This is a genomic window from Methanomethylovorans hollandica DSM 15978 (assembly GCF_000328665.1).
Classification (GTDB): Archaea; Halobacteriota; Methanosarcinia; order Methanosarcinales; family Methanosarcinaceae; genus Methanomethylovorans; species Methanomethylovorans hollandica.
This window is the reverse complement of record NC_019972.1, coordinates 136,694-158,353: the sequence shown is the minus strand read 5'-3', so window position 1 is coordinate 158,353 and position 21,660 is coordinate 136,694. Positions and strand designations below refer to the sequence as shown.

The following is a 21,660-nucleotide window of genomic DNA, read 5'->3' as shown; positions in this document are numbered from 1 at the left end:
GCACAAATGCATGTGCTTGTGAAGCGTATCCTACGTTACCGGACAAGCAGGAGAAAGCTACTCGAACAGTGCTGATGCAGGCAGAAGTGCTGTCACAGGAATGGGTGGCTGTGGCTTGAAAGGTGATTTTACAGTGTTTTAGATGCGCTGCCAAGAAATCTGGTTAAATGTGAACTACCACCTGTTGAAACAGGTGGCTTCCTGTTTCATTGCTGAGCCTAACGGCTCAACTCCACAGGCTTTTACCGTAGTCCCTACGGCTAAATTGAGAATATTAATAGCAGCGTTATGATCTCTATCCAACACTAATCCACAGTTTGGACATCTGTGTATTCGTGTAGCAAGTGTTTTACTCACTTTTATGCCACAAGAACTACAGTTTTGAGATGTATTGTGAGGTGCAACTAACTCAACGATCTTACCAGCTTCTTCCGCTTTGTACATCGTATACTGAATTAGTTTACCCCATGCTGCATCATGTATTGACTTCGACAACTTAGAGTTCTGGACCATATTCCTGATATTCAAATCTTCAAAGACCACCAGGTCATAGTTGTCAACAAGAATCCTGCTAAGTTTGTGGTTAAAATCACTCCTCTTATTGAAAATCACTTTGTGAGCATGAGATACTTTATCGGACTGCTTTTTCCAGTTATTGGAATATAATTTCTTGCGACTAAGAGAACGCTGTTGTCTTTTAAGCTTATCTTCTATTTTCCGATAGTATCCGGGAGCTTCGATCTTTGTACCATCACTTAATGTGACAACAGCATTCAGCCCAACATCAACACCAATAGATTTAGCAGGCTCAATTGATCTTTTAGGTTTAACTTCTACAGAGAAACAGGCATACCACGATTTTCCATCCTTTATAATAGAGCAAGTTTTAATCTTTCCCTCTATTTTACGATGTAGAACGATTTTGATATCACCAATCTTCGAGAGTTTCAGTTTCTTTCCAGATATCTTGAAACCAGATTGTGGATAACTGAAACTGCTATACCTATTTTTTCCCCGGAACCTTGGATATCCTGGTTTTGTTTCCCCTTTTTTACATCTTCTAAAAAACGCATCAAACGATTTACCCAACCGTCTAATGACATCTTGTTTAACCTGAGAATGCACATCAGTGTCAAATTCAAGATACTGGACCTGATATAACTGATCCATGGTAGACAGACTTTGATTGCATCTATCGTATGCATTTCGACGGTCTGCTAAAAACTCATTATAGATATGTCTACATACATCAAGTGTTTTGTTCAGAACGAACACTTGCTGGGTTGTAGGATATAATCTGAACTTGTATGTTTTCAGCATTACATACTAATATGCTCACAATGCTCATATACGTTTTGCACCTATAGGTAAATATGACATATTCCAGTTCAGCAGTCTATGAAATTAACTACCATATAGTATGGTGTACAAAATACAGAAATCAGGTGATGACAGACGAAGTAAAACAATTTATGGATGACCAGATAAGAACCATAGCCGATTCAAAAGAGTGGACTGTGATCGAACTGGAAGTAATGCCAGAACATATTCATCTCTTCTTATCAGCACCGCCGTTTGTAGCACCCACAGACATTGTTAAAGTCATGAAAGGTGTAACTGCCAAGAGAGTATTTGAGAAATTCCCCCAGCTCCGTAGAAGAAAGTTTTGGGGAAATCACATGTGGTCACCTAGTTATTATATTGGAACTCATGGAAATGTCTCTGCAGAAACGATTAAAAAATACATTGAAGGAACATCGAATAGAGGTCGCAATTCATCCACTGGTTGAAACCAGTGGTCTTCTTGCTTCAATGTTATAAAGTGGAACTAAAAAATGAAGTGAAGCGAATTATTTTCGCTCCCAATCAATAGTTCCGCTTTTCTGGCTGCTTGTATCTTCCGTCCTCAGGACGATGTTATGGTCAACTTCGGTCTCTGGTCGACGTTTGGCCACTCCGAGCTATAGAAGGCTATGTAATTACCGCCCTCTGCCTTTGCCTTGAGGAAGAAACCAGTGTTGTCATAATCACCACTTACATATTCCTGTACAAGTTCTGTGACATCAAACTCATAATATCTGTTATCAGGCACTACACTCGCAGGGAATGTCACCGATGCATATGGTGTGGTACCCTGATCAACACCATTCTTATCGAACCAGTTCCCTCCTGCCGTATCCCACGGAGTTCCAGACATCCTGGAGTTCCAGGTAACATACTGTGGATCCCACTGCATTGGCCTGTATACCTCTACTACAGTATCGGATGTACGTGTTGCACCTGCAGGATAGTACCAGTAGAGCGAGAGGGTTGCCTTAGATATTGTCGTATTATTATACATGCTAAGATCGAACAACATCACATCCCTGCAACGATATGCACTTTTCCCAATATCAAGATAGTCAGTACTGGAAAGGACAGTGTTCGGAGATGACTGACGTAGCCTGTTATCATACTCTGGTGTATAAGCGATAGTTGTTACCTGGCTACCGACAACTGCCTGCATTGTGTCTGAATCGTTTTGGCCACCATTATCAGTGACAGTGAGTGTCACAGTGTAATTCCCTGCAGTTGCGTAGGTTTTAGTAACCATCACTTCGGTTGCTTCAGTGGTTATACCATCTGCAGCATCGAAGTCCCATGAGTATGAGACTATGCCCTTATCATCAGTTGAAGCACTGCCATTGAACGTAACTACTGAGCCTGTAGTAGCAATCTGGTTAGGACCTGCTTCGGCAACTGGTGGATTATCCACAGTAACCGATGTTGTAGTTATGGTCAATTTCGGTCTCTGATCAGCGTTGGACCAATCCGAACTGTAGAAGGCTATGTAATTACTGCTCTCTGTTTTTGCCTTGAGGAAGAAACCAGTGTTGTCATAATCACCACTTACATATTCCTGTACAAGTTCTGTGACATCAAACTCATAATATCTGTTATCAGGCACTACACTCGCGGGGAATGTCACCGATGCATATGGTGTGGTACCCTGATCAACACCATTCTTATCGAACCAGTTCCCTCCTGCCGTATCCCACGGAGTTCCAGACATCCTGGAGTTCCAGGTAACATACTGTGGATCCCACTGCATTGGCCTGTATACCTCTACTACAGTATCGGATGTACGTGTTGCACCTGCAGGATAGTACCAGTAGAGCGAGAGGGTTGCCTTAGATATTGTCGTATTATTGTACATGCTAAGATCAAACAACATCACATCCCTGCAACGATATGCACTTTTCCCAATATCAAGATAGGCAGTACTGGAAAGGACAGTGTTCGGAGATGACTGACGTAGCCTGTTGTCATGGGTAGGAGTCATAGAAGAAATTGTAGATATATCAGGTGCAACTTTGATCAACCAAGCATCTTCGGAACCAGCTCCGTACGACATGGTCTCTCCTGCAATTATATATCCTCCATCCGAAGTCTGCTGAACGGAATTTGCACTATCATCTAAGGTTTCACCAAAAGTCTTATTCCACTGCTGGTTACCATTACTATCAACTTTGATCAACCAAGCATTATCTTCGGAACCGGCTCCGTACGACCGAGTCGTCCCTGCTATTATGTATCCCCCATCCCCTGTCAGCTGGACCGAATATGCACAACCAGAAACATCAGTCTCATTTCCTCCACCAAATCTCTTATCCCACGTTATGTTACCATTGCTATCAGTTTTTACTAACCAAGCAGCATCCGGATCTCCCATATCTCCCCCAGCAACTCCTGCGAGTATATAGCCTCCTTCAGAGGTCTGCTGAACTGAATGTGCCTGATCATAACCACCTGCAAATCCATTATAAGTCTTACTCCATATCTGATTACCACTACTATCAACTTTGCTTAACCAAAAATTATCATTAGCAGCTGGCATCTCAACCCAACCTGCTATGATGTATCCTCCTTCTGAAGTCTGACTGACGGAAGACGCTTGATAATCGGTGTTACTATCATCAGTTTTAAAAAAAGTATTATTCCACTGCTGGTTACCATTACTATCAACTTTGATCAACCAAGCAGCACCCATAATACTGTCGTAGGAAGAGTTCGTAGCTGCTATTATGTACCCCCCATCCGCAGTCTTCTGGACTGAATTTGCACTGTCATCCAAGGTTCCACCAAATGTCTTATTCCATGACTGGTTACCACTACTGTCAACTTTTATCAGCCAAGCATCAGATCCACCGGCTCCATACGAAGAAGTTGTTCCTGCTATTATGTATCCTTCATCTGAAGTCTTCTGGACTGAATTTGCTTTATCATCCAAGGTCCCACCAAATGTCTTATTCCATATCTGGTTACCACTACTGTCAACTTTTATCAACCAAGCATCAAATCCACCGGCTCCATACGAAGAAGTTGTTCCTGCTATTATGTATCCTCCATCCGAAGTTTTCTGGACTGAATTTGCACTGTCGTCCAAGATTCCACCAAATGTCTTATTCCACTGTTCTGCAGGAACTGCTGCCTGTACTAATGCTGGCATAACCGCAAAAATAACTAAAGCAGCTACTAATATTGCTATTTTACTGCTTTTCACGGAGTTTATACTGAAATTATTTGTATAGTTACTCATTTTACTACCATTCCTTTACCTATAACTCATTCCATACTTATATAAAAAATCAAATATGTTGGGGGGGAGCAGTGATATCCACGATCAAAAGACCATCGCCGGACACATAGACACAATCACTTTCTACGGCAAAATCAAGCACTTCTGGTGGAGTAATTGTTCCCATTACTTCTGATGGTTTGGATAAATCAGTGAGATCCAGCACTACATGGTCCTGGCCTTCGCCAATATATGCATAGTCCCCATCTACATCAACACCGAAGACATCTCCGTCAAAAAAACTGATGAAATCCACATTAACATAATTTTCGGAATTGATTCCTGCAGTCAGTAGCAGGAACATCAATACTATTCCAGAATAGATCGATCTAATCGATCTGATTTGCATACACTCCCTCTCCACCATTTATAGGGAACTTACAGCTACCTTAGCGAATACCCATAAAATTATATGGGGTAAGGTACTATTTAAACATACTTAATAAAAATTGCCAATCAAAATATATTTTTATTATGTAATTTTTTGCATTAATTTCTTTCCAAGGGCAATATGGTTTAGTTTCTTTCGATTGACAAAGCGTTAATATGCTGGATTTTGTAAACGATGATTCAAGGAATGAAACAGGAAGCTGCTCAGTCTTTAGCTGAGTGGTAGTTCACACGTAATCAACGATGCATCACTAAGTTAATATATTATCTTTACTCGAACTTTTAAACAAAGTTTAAATAATACTCAACTGTAATTATCGACGATTATTCAACAAAAAAAGAGGATCATATTTGTTTACAATAGATTGGTGGTACAAATGCAAATAAGACTGAATCGCCTGCTCTTTTTAGGCATTATATTATTTTCCCTTTTGATGACAGCAGGAATCGGCTCTGCACTTACAATTACAACTGGTGATCAAACAGTTACTGAGAACAGTCTACTGAGTTTTACTGTGGCTACTGATGACATTAATGCCATAATAACAGTTGATCAAGCAACACTTCCAACAGGAGCTAATTTTGCTTCAAACACTTTCAGCTGGGCACCAGCTACTGGTACTGCAGCTGAAAGTCCTTACAGCGTAATATTTCATGCAGAAGCTAATGGCGAAACTATAAGTAAGACTATAAATATCAACGTTATTGCATTGGACAAAACTGCTCTGAATGCAGCAATTACTACAGCTAACACAAAAGTAAGTACTGCCGTTGCAGGGACAGAGATAGGACAATACCCACAATCTGCAATAACTACATTCCAGACAGCAATAAATACCGCACAAACTGTTGCTGATAGTACAACCGCAACGCAAACACAGATTAATCAGGCTGTTACTACTCTGCAAGCAGCTCAAACAATATTTGATGTTTCAAGAATCACATCCATTGATAAAGCTGCATTGACAGCATCCATTACATCTGCAGATACAAAAATAGCTGCTGCAGTAGCAGGAACTGGAATTGGGCAGTATCCACAAACAGCAATAGATGCTTTTCGGGCAGCAATTGCAACTGCACAGACAGTTGCTTACAGTACAACTGCAACACAAACTCAAGTAAACCAGGCATTAATTACCCTCCAAGCAGCTGAAATAACATTCGATTCAGCTATAGAAACCGGAGTTGATTCTGCTACTAATCTTAAAGAAAGTGCTACTGGAACAAGCTGGATAAACTGGACATGGACTAACCCAACTACAGATTTTAGCTTTGTAATGATTTACATCGATGGAACATTTATTACAACCACGACCGGCCAGTCATATAACGCAACAGGTTTTGCAGAAGGAACGGTACACAGAATAGGTATCCAAACTGTAGATAACAACGGGAACGTCAATCCTACAACTGTAAGTGATCAAGCAGTAACATCAACAACAACAGATGAGATTAACATAGACTTAGTTGGCCTGTTTGGTGGATATATTAAATATATGGCAGTGTCAGGAAATTATGCATACATTGGCGAAGGGAGAACTCTTGCTGTAGTAGATATTACTAATGTTTCAAATCCATCAGAAGTGGGTAGGGTTCTTACACCATCTTCTATCAAAGATATTGCTGTAGCGGGAAATTATGCTTACATTGCCGATTCTGACAAGGGTATTCTTATTGTAGATATAAGCACTCCAACGTCACCAAAAATAGTAGGGAATTATGATACTGATGATGCAGAAGATGTTGTTTTATCTGGCAATTATGCCTATATAATCAATAGCATCTATTCAGATAGTAGCTACAGCAGTTCTCTTTTGATTATAGATATTACAAATCCTTCATCACCAAAGCTTGCAGGCAGTTATGATGCTTCTGGCAGTATTGGAGATATTGCTGTAGCAGGAAATTATGTATATTTAACTAATGGCAATAATCTCGATATTATAGATGTCAGAACTCCATCATCTTCAAGACTTGTGGGCATCTATACTAATGCTGATGGTTCTGTAGAGAAGGTTACTGTAGCAGGCAATTACGCGTATTTAATTACCTTTGATTCTAATAATTATAATGCTGGATTTTCAATTGTTGATATAAGTAATCCATCATCACCAACTCTTAAGAGCAGTTATTATCAAGAGTATCTTAGTGCATCTGATATTGCTGTAGTAGGAAATTATGCATATGTAGTTTACAATGGAGGGGGTGACATATTTATTTATGATGTCAATAATCCGTCATCACCAGAAATAGTAGGCAGTAGTGGTGCTGGTGCTGAATCCAATAATCATATTGTTGTAGCAGGCAAATATGCATATGTAATTGGTGATGATGATGATGAAGCATATACTGGTTTTTCCATTGTTGACATTAGCAATCCATCCTCTCCAACTATTGCTGGGAATTATTATAACAGGTATGGTTCAGCACACTCTGTCGCTGTATCAGGAAACTATGCCTACTTACTGAACGATAACGTAGCTAGCAATCATTATCTTTCCATTGTAGATATAAAAGACCTATCCTCTCCAAAGCTTATGAGCAGCACTTATAGCACTGTTGCATGGGATATCGTCATAGTAGGTAATTATGCATATATAGGCGATGACGACGGTCTTGAAATTGTGGATGTAAGTAATCCATCATCACCGACACTTATAGGCACTTATGATACTGATTTGGATATAACAGGTGTTGCAGTATCAGGCAACTATGCATACGTAACCAATAACTTTTACTTCAATGATGTTAACCGTGGTTATCTTGATATTGTTGACATCACCAACCCATCATCACCAAGACGTGTAGGAAGCTATACTAATGCTGGTGGTTCTGGAGGAGACATTGCTATAGAAGGTAATTATGCATACATAGCTGTAAATAATTATAACAGTGGTTCTGGTTATCTTGAAATTGTGGATATTAGAAATCCTGCCTCTCCAAAACTTGTTGGTATATACCCTGCTGGTGGCTCTGTAAAAGATGTTGCTATAGCAAACAATTATGCCTATATAGCTGTAAACAATTATATCGGTAGCTACAATAATCTTGAGATTGTGGATGTGAATAATCCTTCATCACCAACACTTGTAGGCAGCTACATTACTGATTATTCACAGGATACTTTACAGGATATTGCTGTAGATGGAAATTATGTCTACGTCACCGGGCAGTATAGCGGTCTTAGGATTATAAATATCAGTGATCCATCATCACCAAAAATTATGGGTATTTATGATATTGGAAGTTTTTCAACGGATGTTGAAGTATCGGGAAATTATGTATATCTAGCTGCTGGTGACCTTTACATTATTCGTGCGGATCTCCCTTCAAGTTCTGTTGATAACCCACCAGTTGCGAATGCAGGAACTGATAAGAATACCACAACTGGTTCTGCTGTAACTTTCGATGCCAGTACATCAACTGACGATATAGGTATCACATCTTATTCTTGGGATTTTGATGAGTCAAATGGTATAACTTCCGAAGCAAGTGGCATAACTGCAACAAAGACATATACAACTGCAGGAACCTATACTGTCACACTTACTGTGACTGACACAAGTGGACAGATTTCCTCAGACACATTACAGGTAGTTGTTAAACCCGCAGCAACTCCAACCACTCTCTCTTACACACCTCTCTATGACAACCGACTACGGGATCTATCAGCAACTTCTGTTCTTTCCACTACTACATATCTTGATGTTGGAAAGACATCAGCTACTTGCAGAGATGTAATGCTATTCGACCTCAGCAAGTACAAGACAACAGATACGATCTCCAAAGCAACTCTTTCACTCTACTGGTATTATCCAGCAGGTGCTACTCGTGCATCTGATACTGTAGTTGAGATTTACAGGCCAGTTGAATGGGATCCGAAATATGTGACATGGAACTCCAGAATGTCAGGTGTGGCATGGACAAACAGAGGAGGTAACTGGTTTGATAAAAATGGAGTTTCTCAGGGTGCTACACCATATGCTTCATTGACATTTGCAGGTAGCAAAGTTCCTGACAATAAATACTATGATTTTGATGTCACTCAGCTTGTACAGGAGTATGTCAGTGGCAAGTATAAGAACACTGGTTTTTTTATAAAGGCAAAAACAGAAAGCGGCAATTATATTGCGTTCTATAGCTCAGAATATTCAAACGCTGCAATGAAACCAAAGTTAACTATAACATCTACTTCAGGCTCTACTTCCACAGATACTGTTCCTGTTGCAAATGCAGGAGCCGATAAAACTGCAGTTGCGGGCTCTGTTGTCACATTTGATGCAAGCCTGTCTACTGATGATAAGGGCATAGCATCTTATTCATGGGATTTCGATTCATCAAATGGCATAACTTCCGAATCAAACACAGTGAGTGCTATAAAGACATATACTGCAGCTGGAACTTACACTGTAACACTTACTGTCACTGATACAATTGGTCAGAAGTCTACGGATACGGTACAGGTAATTGTAAGTGCTGCAACAACACCAGCAAGCACAGTTACATATGCGCCGACATATGACAATAGAATACGTGAGTCATCTCCAACTACTGTGCTTTCCACTACCACCTATGTAGACATTGGAAAAACTACTTCCAGTTATAGAGATGTGATGATGTTCGATCTAAGTAGCTATAAAACAACCGACACAATATCAAAAGCTACTCTGTCACTCTATTGGTATTATCCTGCAGGTGCTACTCGTACATCAGATACAGTCGTTGAAATATATAGACCAGTGGAATGGGACCCAAAATATGTGACCTGGAATTCCAGAATGTCTGGCACTCCCTGGGCCACTGCAGGTGGAAACTGGTTCGATAAAAATGCAATTGCTCAGGGAACTACACCTTATGCATCAATGACCTTTGCAGGTAGTTCAATGCCTGATAACAAATACTACGAATTTGATGTTACACAGCTTGTACAGGAATATGCAAGTGGCAAATACAAGAACACAGGTTTCTTCCTGAAAGCAAAAACTGAGGGTGGCAATTACATTGCGTTCTATAGCTCAGAATATTCAAACTCTGCGATGAGGCCAAAGTTAACAGTAACTTCAGTTTCAGGATCAACTGCGGTAGATAATCCGCCGGTTGCAAATGCAGGGGCTGATAAAACTGCCACAACAAACTCTATGGTTAATTTTGATGCAGGCCTGTCTACTGATGATAAGGGAATTGCATCTTATTCGTGGGATTTCGATGTATCAAATGGTATCGCTTCAGAAGCCAGTGGAATCACAGCTACCCACGTATACACTGGCACAGGAACATATACTGTCACGCTTACAGTCACAGACACTGCTGGACAGAAAGCTACGGATACAATGAAAGTAGTTGTCAGTAGTTCAGTCGATAACCCGCCAATCGCAAATGCAGGTGACGATAAGACTGCGACAGTAGGTTCAGCTGTGACATTTGATGCCAGTGCTTCAACTGATGACAAAGGTATAACTTCTTATTCATGGGACTTTGATCAATCAAATGGCATAACTGCTGATGCGACTACAAAGACAGCTTCGAAAACATACACGGCTATAGGCACTTACATTGTAACACTTACAGTTACAGATACTTCCGGACAAAAGTCTACAGACACACTGCAGGTAACTGTCAGTAATCCAGTAAGCTCAGTTTCTTATGCACCTCTATATGACAACAGATTGCGTTCAGATACTCCAACCACTGTACTTTCTACAACCACCTATCTTGATATTGGACGTAGTTCATCTACTGCAAGAGAGGTAATGATGTTCGATCTGAGCAGCTACAAAACCACAGATACCATATCCAAAGCAGCTCTGTCTCTCTATTGGTATTACCCGGCAGGTAAGACACGTACTTCTGACACTGTAGTTGAGGTCTACAGACCAGTGGAATGGGATCCAAAGTATGTGACCTGGAATTCTAGAATTTCTGGAACTTCATGGAACAATGCAGGAGGAAGCTGGTATGATAAGAACGCAGTTGCTCAGGGTACTGCACCTTACGCATCAATAACATTCCCAGCTGGAACAGTACCTGGTAACAAGTACTATGATTTTGATGTAACTCAGCTCGTGCAGGAATATGTAAGTGGTAAATACAAGAACACTGGATTCTTCCTCAAGGCAAAGACAGAAAGCGGAAATTACATTGCATTCTACAGTTCTGAGGCATCAAATGCTGCACAGAGACCTAAGTTAACTATATCACATTAACATATGAGCGAATATACATTCGCTCTGCCTTTTTTTCATGTAGATATAGTTAAATTTGGGATGGTATTTTTTTGAGTTTTTGCGAGGTATTTTAAACATCATTGCTGAAATCAGCATGGTTATATTATCATTAGTTATTAGATTTCCATTACTAAACGAAAACCATAGCTTCCATCGGTGACGTTGGGTTCGTATCCATTACGAAAAGCCGACCTACACCATATGGACTCACAGCTATTGCTCCCACCCCTTCCTACCCTAGCGGAACTATTACCATCTTCCCAAGCACTACCATCGATCGGAGCACCATCGTAATTCCAATGCCACTTATCTTGTACCCATTCGATTACATTCCCATGCATATCATAGATACCCCAAGCATTTGGCAGTTTACTGCCTACTATATGTGTTTCAAAACCTGAATTCTCTTTGTACCAACCATAATCAGCTAAGTCAAATTCGTTTTCTTCATTTGTTCCAGCTCTACAAGCATATTCCCATTCTGCCTCGGTAGGTAAACGATATTTATGAGTTGGATCTTTTTCATTCAATTTAGCAATGAACTCTTGAGCCATACTCCATGTTACATTTTCTACAGGCCTATTAGTTTCCATCTGTCCAATGTTAGGTAGTTGGAAATAAGAAGGATTTTTAGTACCAGTTATATTAGTCCATTGTTGTTGAGTAATTTCATATTTGCCGATGTAGAATTGTTTTGTAAAAGTGACCTCTCTGACTGGCTTTTCGCTGCTATCTAACTCGGAACCCATTAAAAAGCTTCCTTTCGGAACTAATATAAAGTGCATTCCGAACTTATTTACCAGTTCATGCTGTGAGCTCAAATTTTGTGTTTGATTTTCTTTTATATTAATCTGCAAAAACCCTATACCATTTAGTATAATCCCAATAATACACAACATTATTATTACAGTTAATATAATGCTGAATGGTTTCTTCCTATTAAATATTTTTTTAATTTGAGATATTTGACTTTCATTTGGGTTGAAACATTTTTTACATAATGGCGATTCACCAGCTTTTCTCGATCCTCTGAACCAAGTTTCACATGTTTCACAAAAATGTGCGCCACAGTCCTTACAAATTAGTAATCTATTTGCTGAATCTATCGTATTTTTACACTCTACACACTGGGTATTGTGTTTCATTTCTTTTTCTTCAATGAAGTTTGAATTGTATTTATTATCAATATTATCAATTACCTCATGAATGAGATTGGATTTATATGTCTCTTCTATGAAATTACATACCTCAACTATCTTTTTTTTATCGTATTCTTTTGGAACATCAGAATCATCATAAGTCGACACTAACATACTTTTTAATACATCAATATTCTTTAAACTAGTCTTATTGGTTAACTTAGAAGATAGTATATCAAGAGTAAGGCATATAGAAAAAACGTTCTGATTCGTAGAACATTTCTCTTTCAGTATATTGAGGGTTTGTATAATATCTAAGGCGGCTAGTTCCCGATTTCGATTGTTTCCTTGACCCATTTTATCCATCTTCCCACCCATATATTTATAAATTAAATAAAATCAAGATATTTTTAGTATAGATATTCAACTAAAGCCGTCTCTATTTTTTCTGTTCTTTCCTTATAAGAATCATTGATGGCGTGAGCAATTGATTCTCTTATTTCATAGTTCTCAAATATTTTGTAGCTAGAAATTTTCATTTTCTCAACATGGCTCTTGATTGATTCGTATATTTTACTGTCTTTAGATTTAATATTTTTTTTAATTTCCTCAATTGAATAACTATCAAAAATACGAAACTCTTCAATTATCAAAAAAAATTCAAATTCATGTTCAGTAAAATTTTTTGTTATATTAGAAAAATCGCTATTATTATGAAAAGTAGTAGCTAACTTTAACCGTGCCAAAGCAATTTTATTTTCAAAATGATGATATTCATCCAAACTAATACTTGTAGTTTCTTCTAAAACCTGCCTTGATTCTTCTAACTTATTCCAGAGTAGTATTCTTTTAAAATCATCTTCATGTAACAAATCTTGATACCCTTTTCTCAACACTACATTGACAGGACTTAGAATACTTATATAAATCTCTCTATTTTCAGAACTAGCATCTTTACCATATTTCACATTGGCACCTCTTATCAATCCTTAGACACTTTATCTAAACAGTTCAATTTCTTCAGTAAAAAAATTGATTAAATGGGATCTATTTGGTTCCTCGGAATTAATTTCAACTTGAACTTCTACAGACTCAAGTGTTTCATTTATATTCACTCTTATTTGTGCATACCCTCTTCTTGTGGCAGATTCATAATATTTTGTATTACCAATAGAGTTTTTATATATAGCTTTTTTTTGAGCTAATAAATAATTGATAAATGAATCTACAGCTTCCTTAGATTTGTTCAGTTGAAATTTGATTTTCCTTGTTTCAGGTAAGTTATCCACTTCAACTTTGGAGATCTTATATACTGAAACGTTATGTGCGGATGTACGTAGGTATAGATCTGATAAAAGATTTTCAATATCATTATCATTTATTATTCGTGTAATACCTTGAATTTTTCTGACATCATCTGCTTCTGATGAAGACTTACTAAATACATATTCGATTCTCTTTCTTTCTGAATCAGAATCGTAATTACAAATTACTAAATACATTTAGAAAACAGACAGTAATATTAGTAAATAAAACTACTCCTCCTAAATGGAGGATATTTGCTCCATTTCAATGCTATTTAAATTAAACGGATAAAATTTTAGCATAGTCTCGAATGTTTTTTTTATTTTGTTATTGTGGTGGTTTCTTTATCGTATGATGAGGGTGAATTATGAGCACTTTGAATTCATATATTTAGATGATTAGAAAACTATCCTATTCTATATCTTTTTTAACTGGTGAACAGTTTGTTTTTCGTCTGATTTGTTGTCTTTGTTTTTATCAACCAAAGTAAAATTAGAAATATAATGTTCTATTATCCTCCAAAATGGAGGGAAATGATTATTTACTATAAAGTATATTCTAAAATTATACCTATATGGAGATAACTAGATATTGTTCAACTATTCTCCTTATTATAGGTATTCGATAAAGAGGAGATTAGAACTAAGACAAAATGTAGTACAAGCGTATCATGGAAAGGTAGTATATTGTAATGAAAATCTGCTGATCCACTTAATGAAGCGCTTGCATGAATAGGAGGACTAAATATGAATGTAAAAAGGTTGGAAGGAATAACCAGAATAGGTGTTTTGTTATTGTGTGTATTTGCGATTGCAATTGCACCAGTCCAGGCAGCAGAATTAAAGGCAACAACAGCCAATATTAATTTCTTGGCTGGTTCTCAGGCACAATGGAAAACATACCAAACAAATCCCTTACATGAATACCTCATGTATGACTCCACTTCTAATTTTGATGTTGTCAAGCGGACAGCAATATCTAAATATTTCCCTTTAGCCAAGCAATATTCCAATGTTATAAAGGTGAATGAAGTAACAAGCCGACCAGCATCACAAGCAAATTTCGATGGACAATGTGTAGCTTTTGTAAAAGCTGTCACTAAAACCCCAAATATAGCAACAGGTTCATGGTATAGAGGAAGGGCAGTTGTGAAAAATGGAAAGGTAGACCCAACTATACCAATTGGAACAGCGATAGCCACTTTTATATATGATTCGACAAAAGGTCGCTATGTATATAGTGGTCATACAGCACTATATGGCAATCCTTCTAGTACTGGACTAAACGTGTGGGATCAAAATTATCTAAATGACAAAGCAGTAGCAAGGCATTGCATATCATATACTGGAACTACCAGGGAATCCAATATCAAGAACTATTACGTTGTTAATATTCAATAAAGTAGATGTGTGCCCTATTTAAAGTTTGGTGCTTTTCTGTTACTTTTGGCACCGTTCTTTTAAAATAGGTATTTTTTGGCTTTGTAGAAAACAATTGAAATTAATAGCTTTAGCTAGAATTCGTCAAAAACATCGATATTGAAACTACATTCAATATTTTATTGCCATGAATTATTGTTTGAATTAGCAGGATTTCTACAGACCAGTTTTCTATTAACATCGATTTAATAATTATGGGTTACATGGTATAATAAGAGGAGTGGATCATGACATTAAAACTAATCGAAAGTGTTCTCTTGGCTGTATTGGTTGCAATACTGCTTTCTGCAAGTTCAAGTGCAAGTACATTGTCATCGAATGTTGGAATTGCTGCAGGTGGTGATTTGACGTATCTGGATCAACAAAATCTGGATAAATATTTCCAAAACCTAACACAACTAGGAGTAACTTGGGTCAGATGGGACATTGAATGGAGAGCTGTCGAAAAGGAACGTGGAATCTATAACTGGGAGACATCTGATAAAGTAGCAAAAACTGCTCAAAAATATGGCATCAAATCTCTTATAATAATACATCTGCCCCCAGAATGGGCTATTCAGGAAGGCCTTTATAATGAGAATCGCCAATCTCCCCCTAAAGAGTTCGAAGATTTTGCCTACTTTGCCAAGCAAGTAGCCATAAGATATAAAGAATCTGCCTATGGACCAATAGAATACTTTGAAATCTGGAATGAGCCAAATCTTGAAGGTGGATGGTACCCTGCCTCAAATGCAGAAAGTTATGCTGAATTGTTAAAGCTATCATACACTGCAATTAAAGAAGGAAACCCAAATGCTAGGGTTATATCAGGTGGGTTGGCAATGGCAGTTACTAAGGACAATAATATTTCTCCTGTAGATTTTATAAACTCGCTTTATGAAGCAGGAGCAAAAGGCTATTTTGATGCCATAGCTTTACATCCATATACCTATCCTGCAGCTCCAAATAGTGAAGTTGAGTGGAATGGATGGAAGTCTATTGATTCAGTTCGTGAAATAATGGTGAAAAATGGGGACAGTGACAAAAAAATATGGATCACTGAATATGGTGCTCCAACATATGGACCCGGCTCTAAGTTTGAAATCATCACAGAGGGTGTTTTTAACTATGGGTCTGACTATATGAGCGAAGAAGCTCAGGAAGAAATGTTCAGACAAGCAATAGAATTCTATAACAAAAAAGAGTTTTTAGGTGCGTTTTTCCCATTCAACCTTTTTGATAAGAAAATATCTACTACTGAAAAACTTAACACAGAATACTACTTTGGTCTAATTCACGACAACGGTACCAAAAAACCAGCATACTGGGTCATCAAGCAGGCATTAAATACAACAAGTCCAGCTGTTTCTGTTTCTTACATTCCTAAGTACGACAACCGACTGAGACAATCTTCTCCAACGAGTGTTCTTTCCACTACTACCTACCTCGATGTTGGAAAAAGTACATCGTGTAGCAGGGATTTGATGTTTTTCGACCTTAGTGCTTACAAGACAACTGATATAATATCAAAGGCAACTCTCTCACTATATTGGTATTACCCTGCAGGTGCTACCCATACTTCTGATACTGTAGTTGAAGTATACAGGCCTGTTGAATGGGACCCAAAATATGTGAGCTGGAACTCAAGGGCATCAGGAACTCTTTGGAGTATAGCAGGTGGAAACTGGTATGATAAGAATGCAGTATCTCAAGGTACTACACCTTATGCATCAGTAACATTCTCTGCTGGCACTGTGCCTGATAACAAGTACCATGAGTTTGATGTCACTCAGTTAGTAAAGGAGTATGTAAGTGGCAAATACAAGAACACTGGTTTCTTCATCAAAGCAAAGACTGAAAGTGGAAACTATATTGCATTCTACAGTTCAGAATATTCAAATGCTGTAATGAGACCTAAATTAACCATTACACCATCTTCAGGTTCAACTTCTATAGATTATGCTCCTGTTGCAAATGCAGGCGCTGACAAGACTGCAACGGTTGGTTCAGCTGTAAGTTTTGATGCAAGTGCTTCAACTGATGACAAAGGTATAGCTTCGTATTCATGGGATTTCGATGTGTCAAATGGAATAAACGCTGATGCAACTACAAAGACTACTTCAAAAACGTATACTATAGCAGGCACTTACACTGTAACTCTAACTGTTACAGATACAGCAGGACAGAAATCCACAGATACATTAAAAGTAGTTGTTAGTAATACACCAAGTTCTGTCTCTTATATACCTACTTACGACAACCGACTGAGACAATCTTCTCCAACTACTGTTCTTTCGACTACTACCTACCTTGATGTTGGAAGAAGCACAAGTAGCTCCAGAGATGTATTGTTGTTCGATCTTAGTGCGTACAAGACAACAGATACAATATCTAAAGCAACTCTCTCGCTTTACTGGTATTATCCTGCAGCAGCTACCCGCACTTCTGATACTGTAGTAGAAGTTTACAGGCCAGTGGAATGGGATCCCAAATATGTTACCTGGAACAACCGGGCTTCTGGTACTCCGTGGAGTAATGCAGGAGGAAATTGGTTCGATAAGAACGGTGTGTCACAAGGTACTACTCCATATGCTTCACTAACATTTGCAGGTAGTAAAGCACCTGATAACAAATATTATGAATTTGATGTAACCCAGCTTGTCAAAGAATATGTAAGTGGTAAATACAAGAACACTGGCTTCTTCCTGAAAGCAAAGACAGAAAGTGGAAATTACATTGCGTTCTACAGTTCTGAGGTATCAAATGATGCACAGAAACCAAAGTTAACTATAACACGTTAACATATGAGCGAATATACATTCGCTCTGTCTTTTTTTCATGTAGATTTAAGTGAACTACGTATTATAACAATTTCTAATTTCAATCTCCATCATGATAATTACTTCCAATTATGCCTTTCAATCGCTATTTTTCCCTATTATTTTCAAGCAACACTTCCGCAGGCTTCCGGTCCTCTGCCATCCACATCTTTACCAGTTATATTTCATTCAGCAGCTTCGTGTCAAACAAGTTTTTCAAAATTCTCTGACTCAACACTTACTTTGTTCCAGAACTTTGCCTACAAAAACTAAAAGGCCCCTCATATCACAGCAAGTCTACCGGAATCAGTTATCTTATATCCATCCCCGTCAGTGATATATCCCATGGATTTCAGTTCCCTTAGGTGATTATAAGCCATTCCTTTAGAGATGCCTACACTCATTGCTATAGACTCGACTGCAACTGTGCCATTCTGGACAAGTTCTAAAATCATCTTCTTTGTTGGAGAGATATTAAAACTAAGTACAGGGAAATCGATGATGAAATTATCTTCCTCAGTAACATACACTATCCGTGCTACCATGTCACTACGTGCATAGGCACCAAATAGAGCACCAAAAGCCTGGGGCTTCCTGCCTCCGGAAACATTTATCTGCACTTTTCTTCCCTGAGCATGTTCCTTTTCGATCAAAGCTGCTACATCTTGAGCAACTCTTACAGGATCATAAAGAGAAGTAACTGCCTTTTTAATCTCTATGACCTTACCAAAAGTAGCCTCCAGGATCTGTTCCGCCTGAGCTTTTTTTTCAGCTGTGTCTTCTTCTGTCAAGATAATTATTTTAGATGGAGAAAGCCTTGTAACACAGATGAGTACTGGTTCAAGAGTATATAATGTAGTGATAAGAGTATGGTCTGTCATTGATCAAATATTATTATAGATACTATATATTTCTATGGATGTTCAGACTAACCAATCCAAAAATAACAGCCACAATTCAGGAATTAAATCAAAAGTTATATATCATACATATACTGTACATAGTAAACATTCACAGTTTGATATTAATCATCTAACTGTGAATAGTGGATGGTAGTGCGAAATATAACTACTCTGAAACAAATGAGTTTGATGCTACCGGATCATGTACATAAAACCTCTGTGGATCGTGATCCGGCATGCATCTGTTCAGAAAAAAGAATAGAATAACAATTAAAAATAGCAAAATTATTATATTTAGTAACTACTTAATATAATGGTGGTTAGGATGTTCAAAGAACTGGATAATTACCTGAAAAACAGTGAGAAGATAACTATTCTTTTGCAAAACGGAGATAAAATAAAGGGATCGGTCAAGATTACCGGTAACGATTACATCATAATAAAGAATGAAACACATGTATATGGTGTAGCTCATCGTATCATAGGCATGTGGGAAGTTGAATGTTTCTCCCCTGCCGAAGTCCAGAATATCACTTCAGATGTAATTATAGAAAAAAACGACAGCTTGAACAAATCAAATGAAGATGAATATTTATTCGAACAATTTTCTTTAATGCAGGATATCAGTAAGATCCTGGGTGATCTAAAAGAAAATGAACTCAGATTTAAAGACATAAAAATGGAATTTCCTTCAGGCATTATAACTAACAATGTACAGGATGATAAAAGAAAATGGAACAGGATAAACGACCAGTATCATTCCTCACTTAAAAAGAACAATTTATCACAGTTATCGTACCTAGCTTCTGAACTATTGGAACTGGCACAAAAATATCCTCAACATAGTGCTTTCAATTACAAGGCAGGAATGTTCTATTCACTAGTCAACGAGCATGAAAAAGCTTCCTGCGAATTTAAAAAAGCATTTCTAAAAGAACCAAAGTCTGAATTCATATACAATGCAGCCTGTGAAGCATTTAAATCTAATACTAACGAAGAAGTATATTACGATCTGGGGCTCTATTTCAATGTCGTTTCACCATGGGAGGACATAATCTCCTGGAAACAATTCTGTGTGTCGGCCATAAATTCCGAGAATTATTACATATTTAAAAATGTGGTGGCAACAACTTTCGGTTTTCTAGAGAACAATTTCAACGAGTCAAATAAAGAAAAGTACGATCTGATGATTGGTTCCTTGATGCTTGTACTAATAGAAAATAAAATGCATAAAAAAGCCTTGAAACTAAAAGATCTTCTTGGGATACAATCCTTTGATAATTTCTCCGTTATCGATCTGCTGGAATCAATACTAGAAGGTTTGCCTTTACATCCAAATCTAGAATATGATGCTGATACCAATGCATTGAATGAACTGCTTCACTCTAAATATGTAATTGAGACACATGATAATGAAACTCAACCTTATGAAACGGAAGTTGTATTCAAAGAACTTGATCTGAAATGTGGTAGTATTTATTCATATAAACATGACAGAGGATTTGGGTTCATAAGAGATACTAATGGAACTGAGCGATATTTCTATTATAAGGATATCTTGGATGATGGAATTAGATCTCAGACAAATACCGTCCAATGGGGAAATGAAATTAAAGTTCTCTTTGAACCTTCAACAGGTTCTGAGGGGCAATACACAGCTTGTAAGATATTGCCATACGAGATAATGGATATATTATTAGACTGGCCGAATCCTTCTATAAAGAAGGCAGTTTACCAAATGCTATTTTTGATATAAAAGAGGCTTTATCATTTGAACCAGAGAACCACAGATGTAAAGATCTCTGCAAAAAGTGGGACGAAGAATACAGCTCAAAGCAGATTAAAGGTAAAAAGCAAATAGTGAACATGCAGCCTAAAAGTGCTGAGGAATGGCATGAAAAAGCATGTTTACTTCTGAAACTCAAACAATATGAAGAAGCTATTCAGGCCTTTGACAAATCCAAAAGTTCAGAATCAGATTCATCAACTACACTTTACGGAAAAGGTATTGCCTACTTTAACTCTCACAGGTACGACGAGGCTATTAACTGCTTAGAGAAATCAATATGTATTATACCCTTTAACCACAGGGCTCTTTTTGCACTAAGCTCTGCTTATTTGAGGGCAGGCAACCTTGAAAAGTCTATAGAGTATTCAAGCAAGGCTACCGTACTGAGACCAGATATCCCACAATATAGAATGAATACAGCAAATGCATTTTTCCTTTTAGAAAAATACGAGGAATCAATAGATTTCCTCAATAAGGTGCTTTTACTGGATCAGGGAAATTACGTTGCATGGTCATGGAAAGGAGCAGCCCATCTCAAAAATGATCAGCCAAAAGAAGCCAATTATTCAATTGAAAGAGCTTTATCCATTAATCCGATGCATTCTGATTCATTGTTCTGCAAAGGATATATCCTTTCAAAAGAACATCGTTGTGAAGAGGCTTTGGAATATTTCGATCAAGCACTGAACTTAGACCCAACTAATGTAAAAGCACTGACAAAGAGAGGCTTCGTACTATCTCATCTTTCAAGACACAAAGAAGCTATGGAATCAATTGAGAAAGCAATTTCTCTTAACTGGGGAAATTCCAAGAGCTGGTACTACAAAGGAATAGCACATCTTAACGCCGGAGAGCATGAGAAAGCTGTTGAAGCTTTTAACACTTCTCTGGAAATCAAACCCGGTGTGCCAAGAGTAATGCGTTCAAGATCATGCGTAATGTCAAAGCTTGGGAAAGAATCAGATGCAAAAATAGATGCTAACATAGAGGATACAATTCTCTACGATGATCTGATGGAAACCTATGAGTGTGAGATTAAAATTCTAGAATAATATT

The 21,660-nt window shown here is 37.8% G+C and carries 13 protein-coding genes; 6 read left to right on the top strand and 7 right to left on the bottom strand.

All coding sequences use genetic code 11. The annotated features are described in order from the left end of the window. Positions 1 to 174: 174 nt before the first annotated feature. The gene (locus METHO_RS12495) at positions 175 to 1,320 is read right to left on the bottom strand and encodes an RNA-guided endonuclease InsQ/TnpB family protein (RefSeq protein WP_015313874.1); all 1,146 of its coding nucleotides are present in this window, start codon (positions 1,318 to 1,320) and stop codon (positions 175 to 177) included. A 53-nt stretch (positions 1,321 to 1,373) separates the two neighbouring features. Here METHO_RS12495 and tnpA point away from each other — a divergent pair, with 53 nt between their 5' ends. Next, positions 1,374 to 1,790: an IS200/IS605 family transposase gene (tnpA, locus tag METHO_RS12490; protein ID WP_015313873.1), complete on the top strand. Its 417-nt coding sequence runs from the start codon at positions 1,374 to 1,376 to the stop codon at positions 1,788 to 1,790. 116 nt (positions 1,791 to 1,906) lie between these two features. Here tnpA and METHO_RS12485 read toward each other — a convergent pair whose 3' ends face one another. Both METHO_RS12485 and METHO_RS12480 read right to left on the bottom strand, forming a co-directional pair. Further along, complete coding sequence (locus tag METHO_RS12485) at positions 1,907 to 4,579, bottom strand: disaggregatase related repeat-containing protein (protein ID WP_015313872.1); 2,673 nt, start codon at positions 4,577 to 4,579, stop codon at positions 1,907 to 1,909. Between the two features lie 49 nt (positions 4,580 to 4,628). Next, entirely contained in the window at positions 4,629 to 4,967 is a 339-nt protein-coding gene (locus tag METHO_RS12480) for an LVIVD repeat protein (protein WP_015313871.1), read from the bottom strand. Positions 4,968 to 5,442: 475 nt separating this feature from the next. On the opposite strand from METHO_RS12480, the gene METHO_RS12475 reads away from it, so the two are divergent. Continuing rightward, on the top strand, positions 5,443 to 11,211 hold the full coding sequence (locus METHO_RS12475) for a disaggregatase related repeat-containing protein (RefSeq protein ID WP_172635213.1): 5,769 nt from the start codon (positions 5,443 to 5,445) through the stop codon (positions 11,209 to 11,211). A 137-nt stretch (positions 11,212 to 11,348) separates the two neighbouring features. Here METHO_RS12475 and METHO_RS14185 read toward each other — a convergent pair whose 3' ends face one another. From METHO_RS14185 to METHO_RS12460, 3 genes are read right to left on the bottom strand one after another with little or no spacing between them, the layout of a single operon-like run. After that, the gene (locus METHO_RS14185) at positions 11,349 to 12,737 is read right to left on the bottom strand and encodes a formylglycine-generating enzyme family protein (RefSeq protein WP_015313869.1); all 1,389 of its coding nucleotides are present in this window, start codon (positions 12,735 to 12,737) and stop codon (positions 11,349 to 11,351) included. 44 nt (positions 12,738 to 12,781) lie between these two features. Then, positions 12,782 to 13,339, bottom strand: coding sequence for a hypothetical protein (locus METHO_RS12465; protein ID WP_015313868.1), 558 nt, complete (start codon positions 13,337 to 13,339; stop codon positions 12,782 to 12,784). A gap of 30 nt (positions 13,340 to 13,369) precedes the next feature. Continuing rightward, positions 13,370 to 13,873 carry a hypothetical protein gene (locus METHO_RS12460; RefSeq protein WP_015313867.1) on the bottom strand — a complete coding sequence of 168 codons (504 nt, stop codon included), beginning with the start codon at positions 13,871 to 13,873 and terminating at the stop codon, positions 13,370 to 13,372. Positions 13,874 to 14,422: 549 nt separating this feature from the next. On the opposite strand from METHO_RS12460, the gene METHO_RS12455 reads away from it, so the two are divergent. Both METHO_RS12455 and METHO_RS12450 read left to right on the top strand, forming a co-directional pair. Beyond that, positions 14,423 to 15,076 carry a BPSL0067 family protein gene (locus tag METHO_RS12455; RefSeq protein WP_015313866.1) on the top strand — a complete coding sequence of 218 codons (654 nt, stop codon included), beginning with the start codon at positions 14,423 to 14,425 and terminating at the stop codon, positions 15,074 to 15,076. A gap of 266 nt (positions 15,077 to 15,342) precedes the next feature. Continuing rightward, positions 15,343 to 17,895: a disaggregatase related repeat-containing protein gene (locus METHO_RS12450; protein WP_015313865.1), complete on the top strand. Its 2,553-nt coding sequence runs from the start codon at positions 15,343 to 15,345 to the stop codon at positions 17,893 to 17,895. Between the two features lie 299 nt (positions 17,896 to 18,194). Here METHO_RS12450 and csa3 read toward each other — a convergent pair whose 3' ends face one another. Next, entirely contained in the window at positions 18,195 to 18,794 is a 600-nt protein-coding gene (gene csa3 / locus METHO_RS12445; RefSeq protein WP_015313864.1) for a CRISPR-associated CARF protein Csa3, read from the bottom strand. A gap of 346 nt (positions 18,795 to 19,140) precedes the next feature. Between csa3 and METHO_RS12440 the strand changes: the two genes are divergently transcribed. Both METHO_RS12440 and METHO_RS12435 read left to right on the top strand, forming a co-directional pair. Then, positions 19,141 to 20,571 carry a cold-shock protein gene (locus tag METHO_RS12440; RefSeq protein ID WP_015313863.1) on the top strand — a complete coding sequence of 477 codons (1,431 nt, stop codon included), beginning with the start codon at positions 19,141 to 19,143 and terminating at the stop codon, positions 20,569 to 20,571. 110 nt (positions 20,572 to 20,681) lie between these two features. Next, a complete protein-coding gene (locus METHO_RS12435) occupies positions 20,682 to 21,656 on the top strand; it encodes a tetratricopeptide repeat protein (RefSeq protein ID WP_015313862.1) in 975 nt (324 codons plus the stop codon). The last annotated feature ends 4 nt before the right edge of the window (positions 21,657 to 21,660 follow it).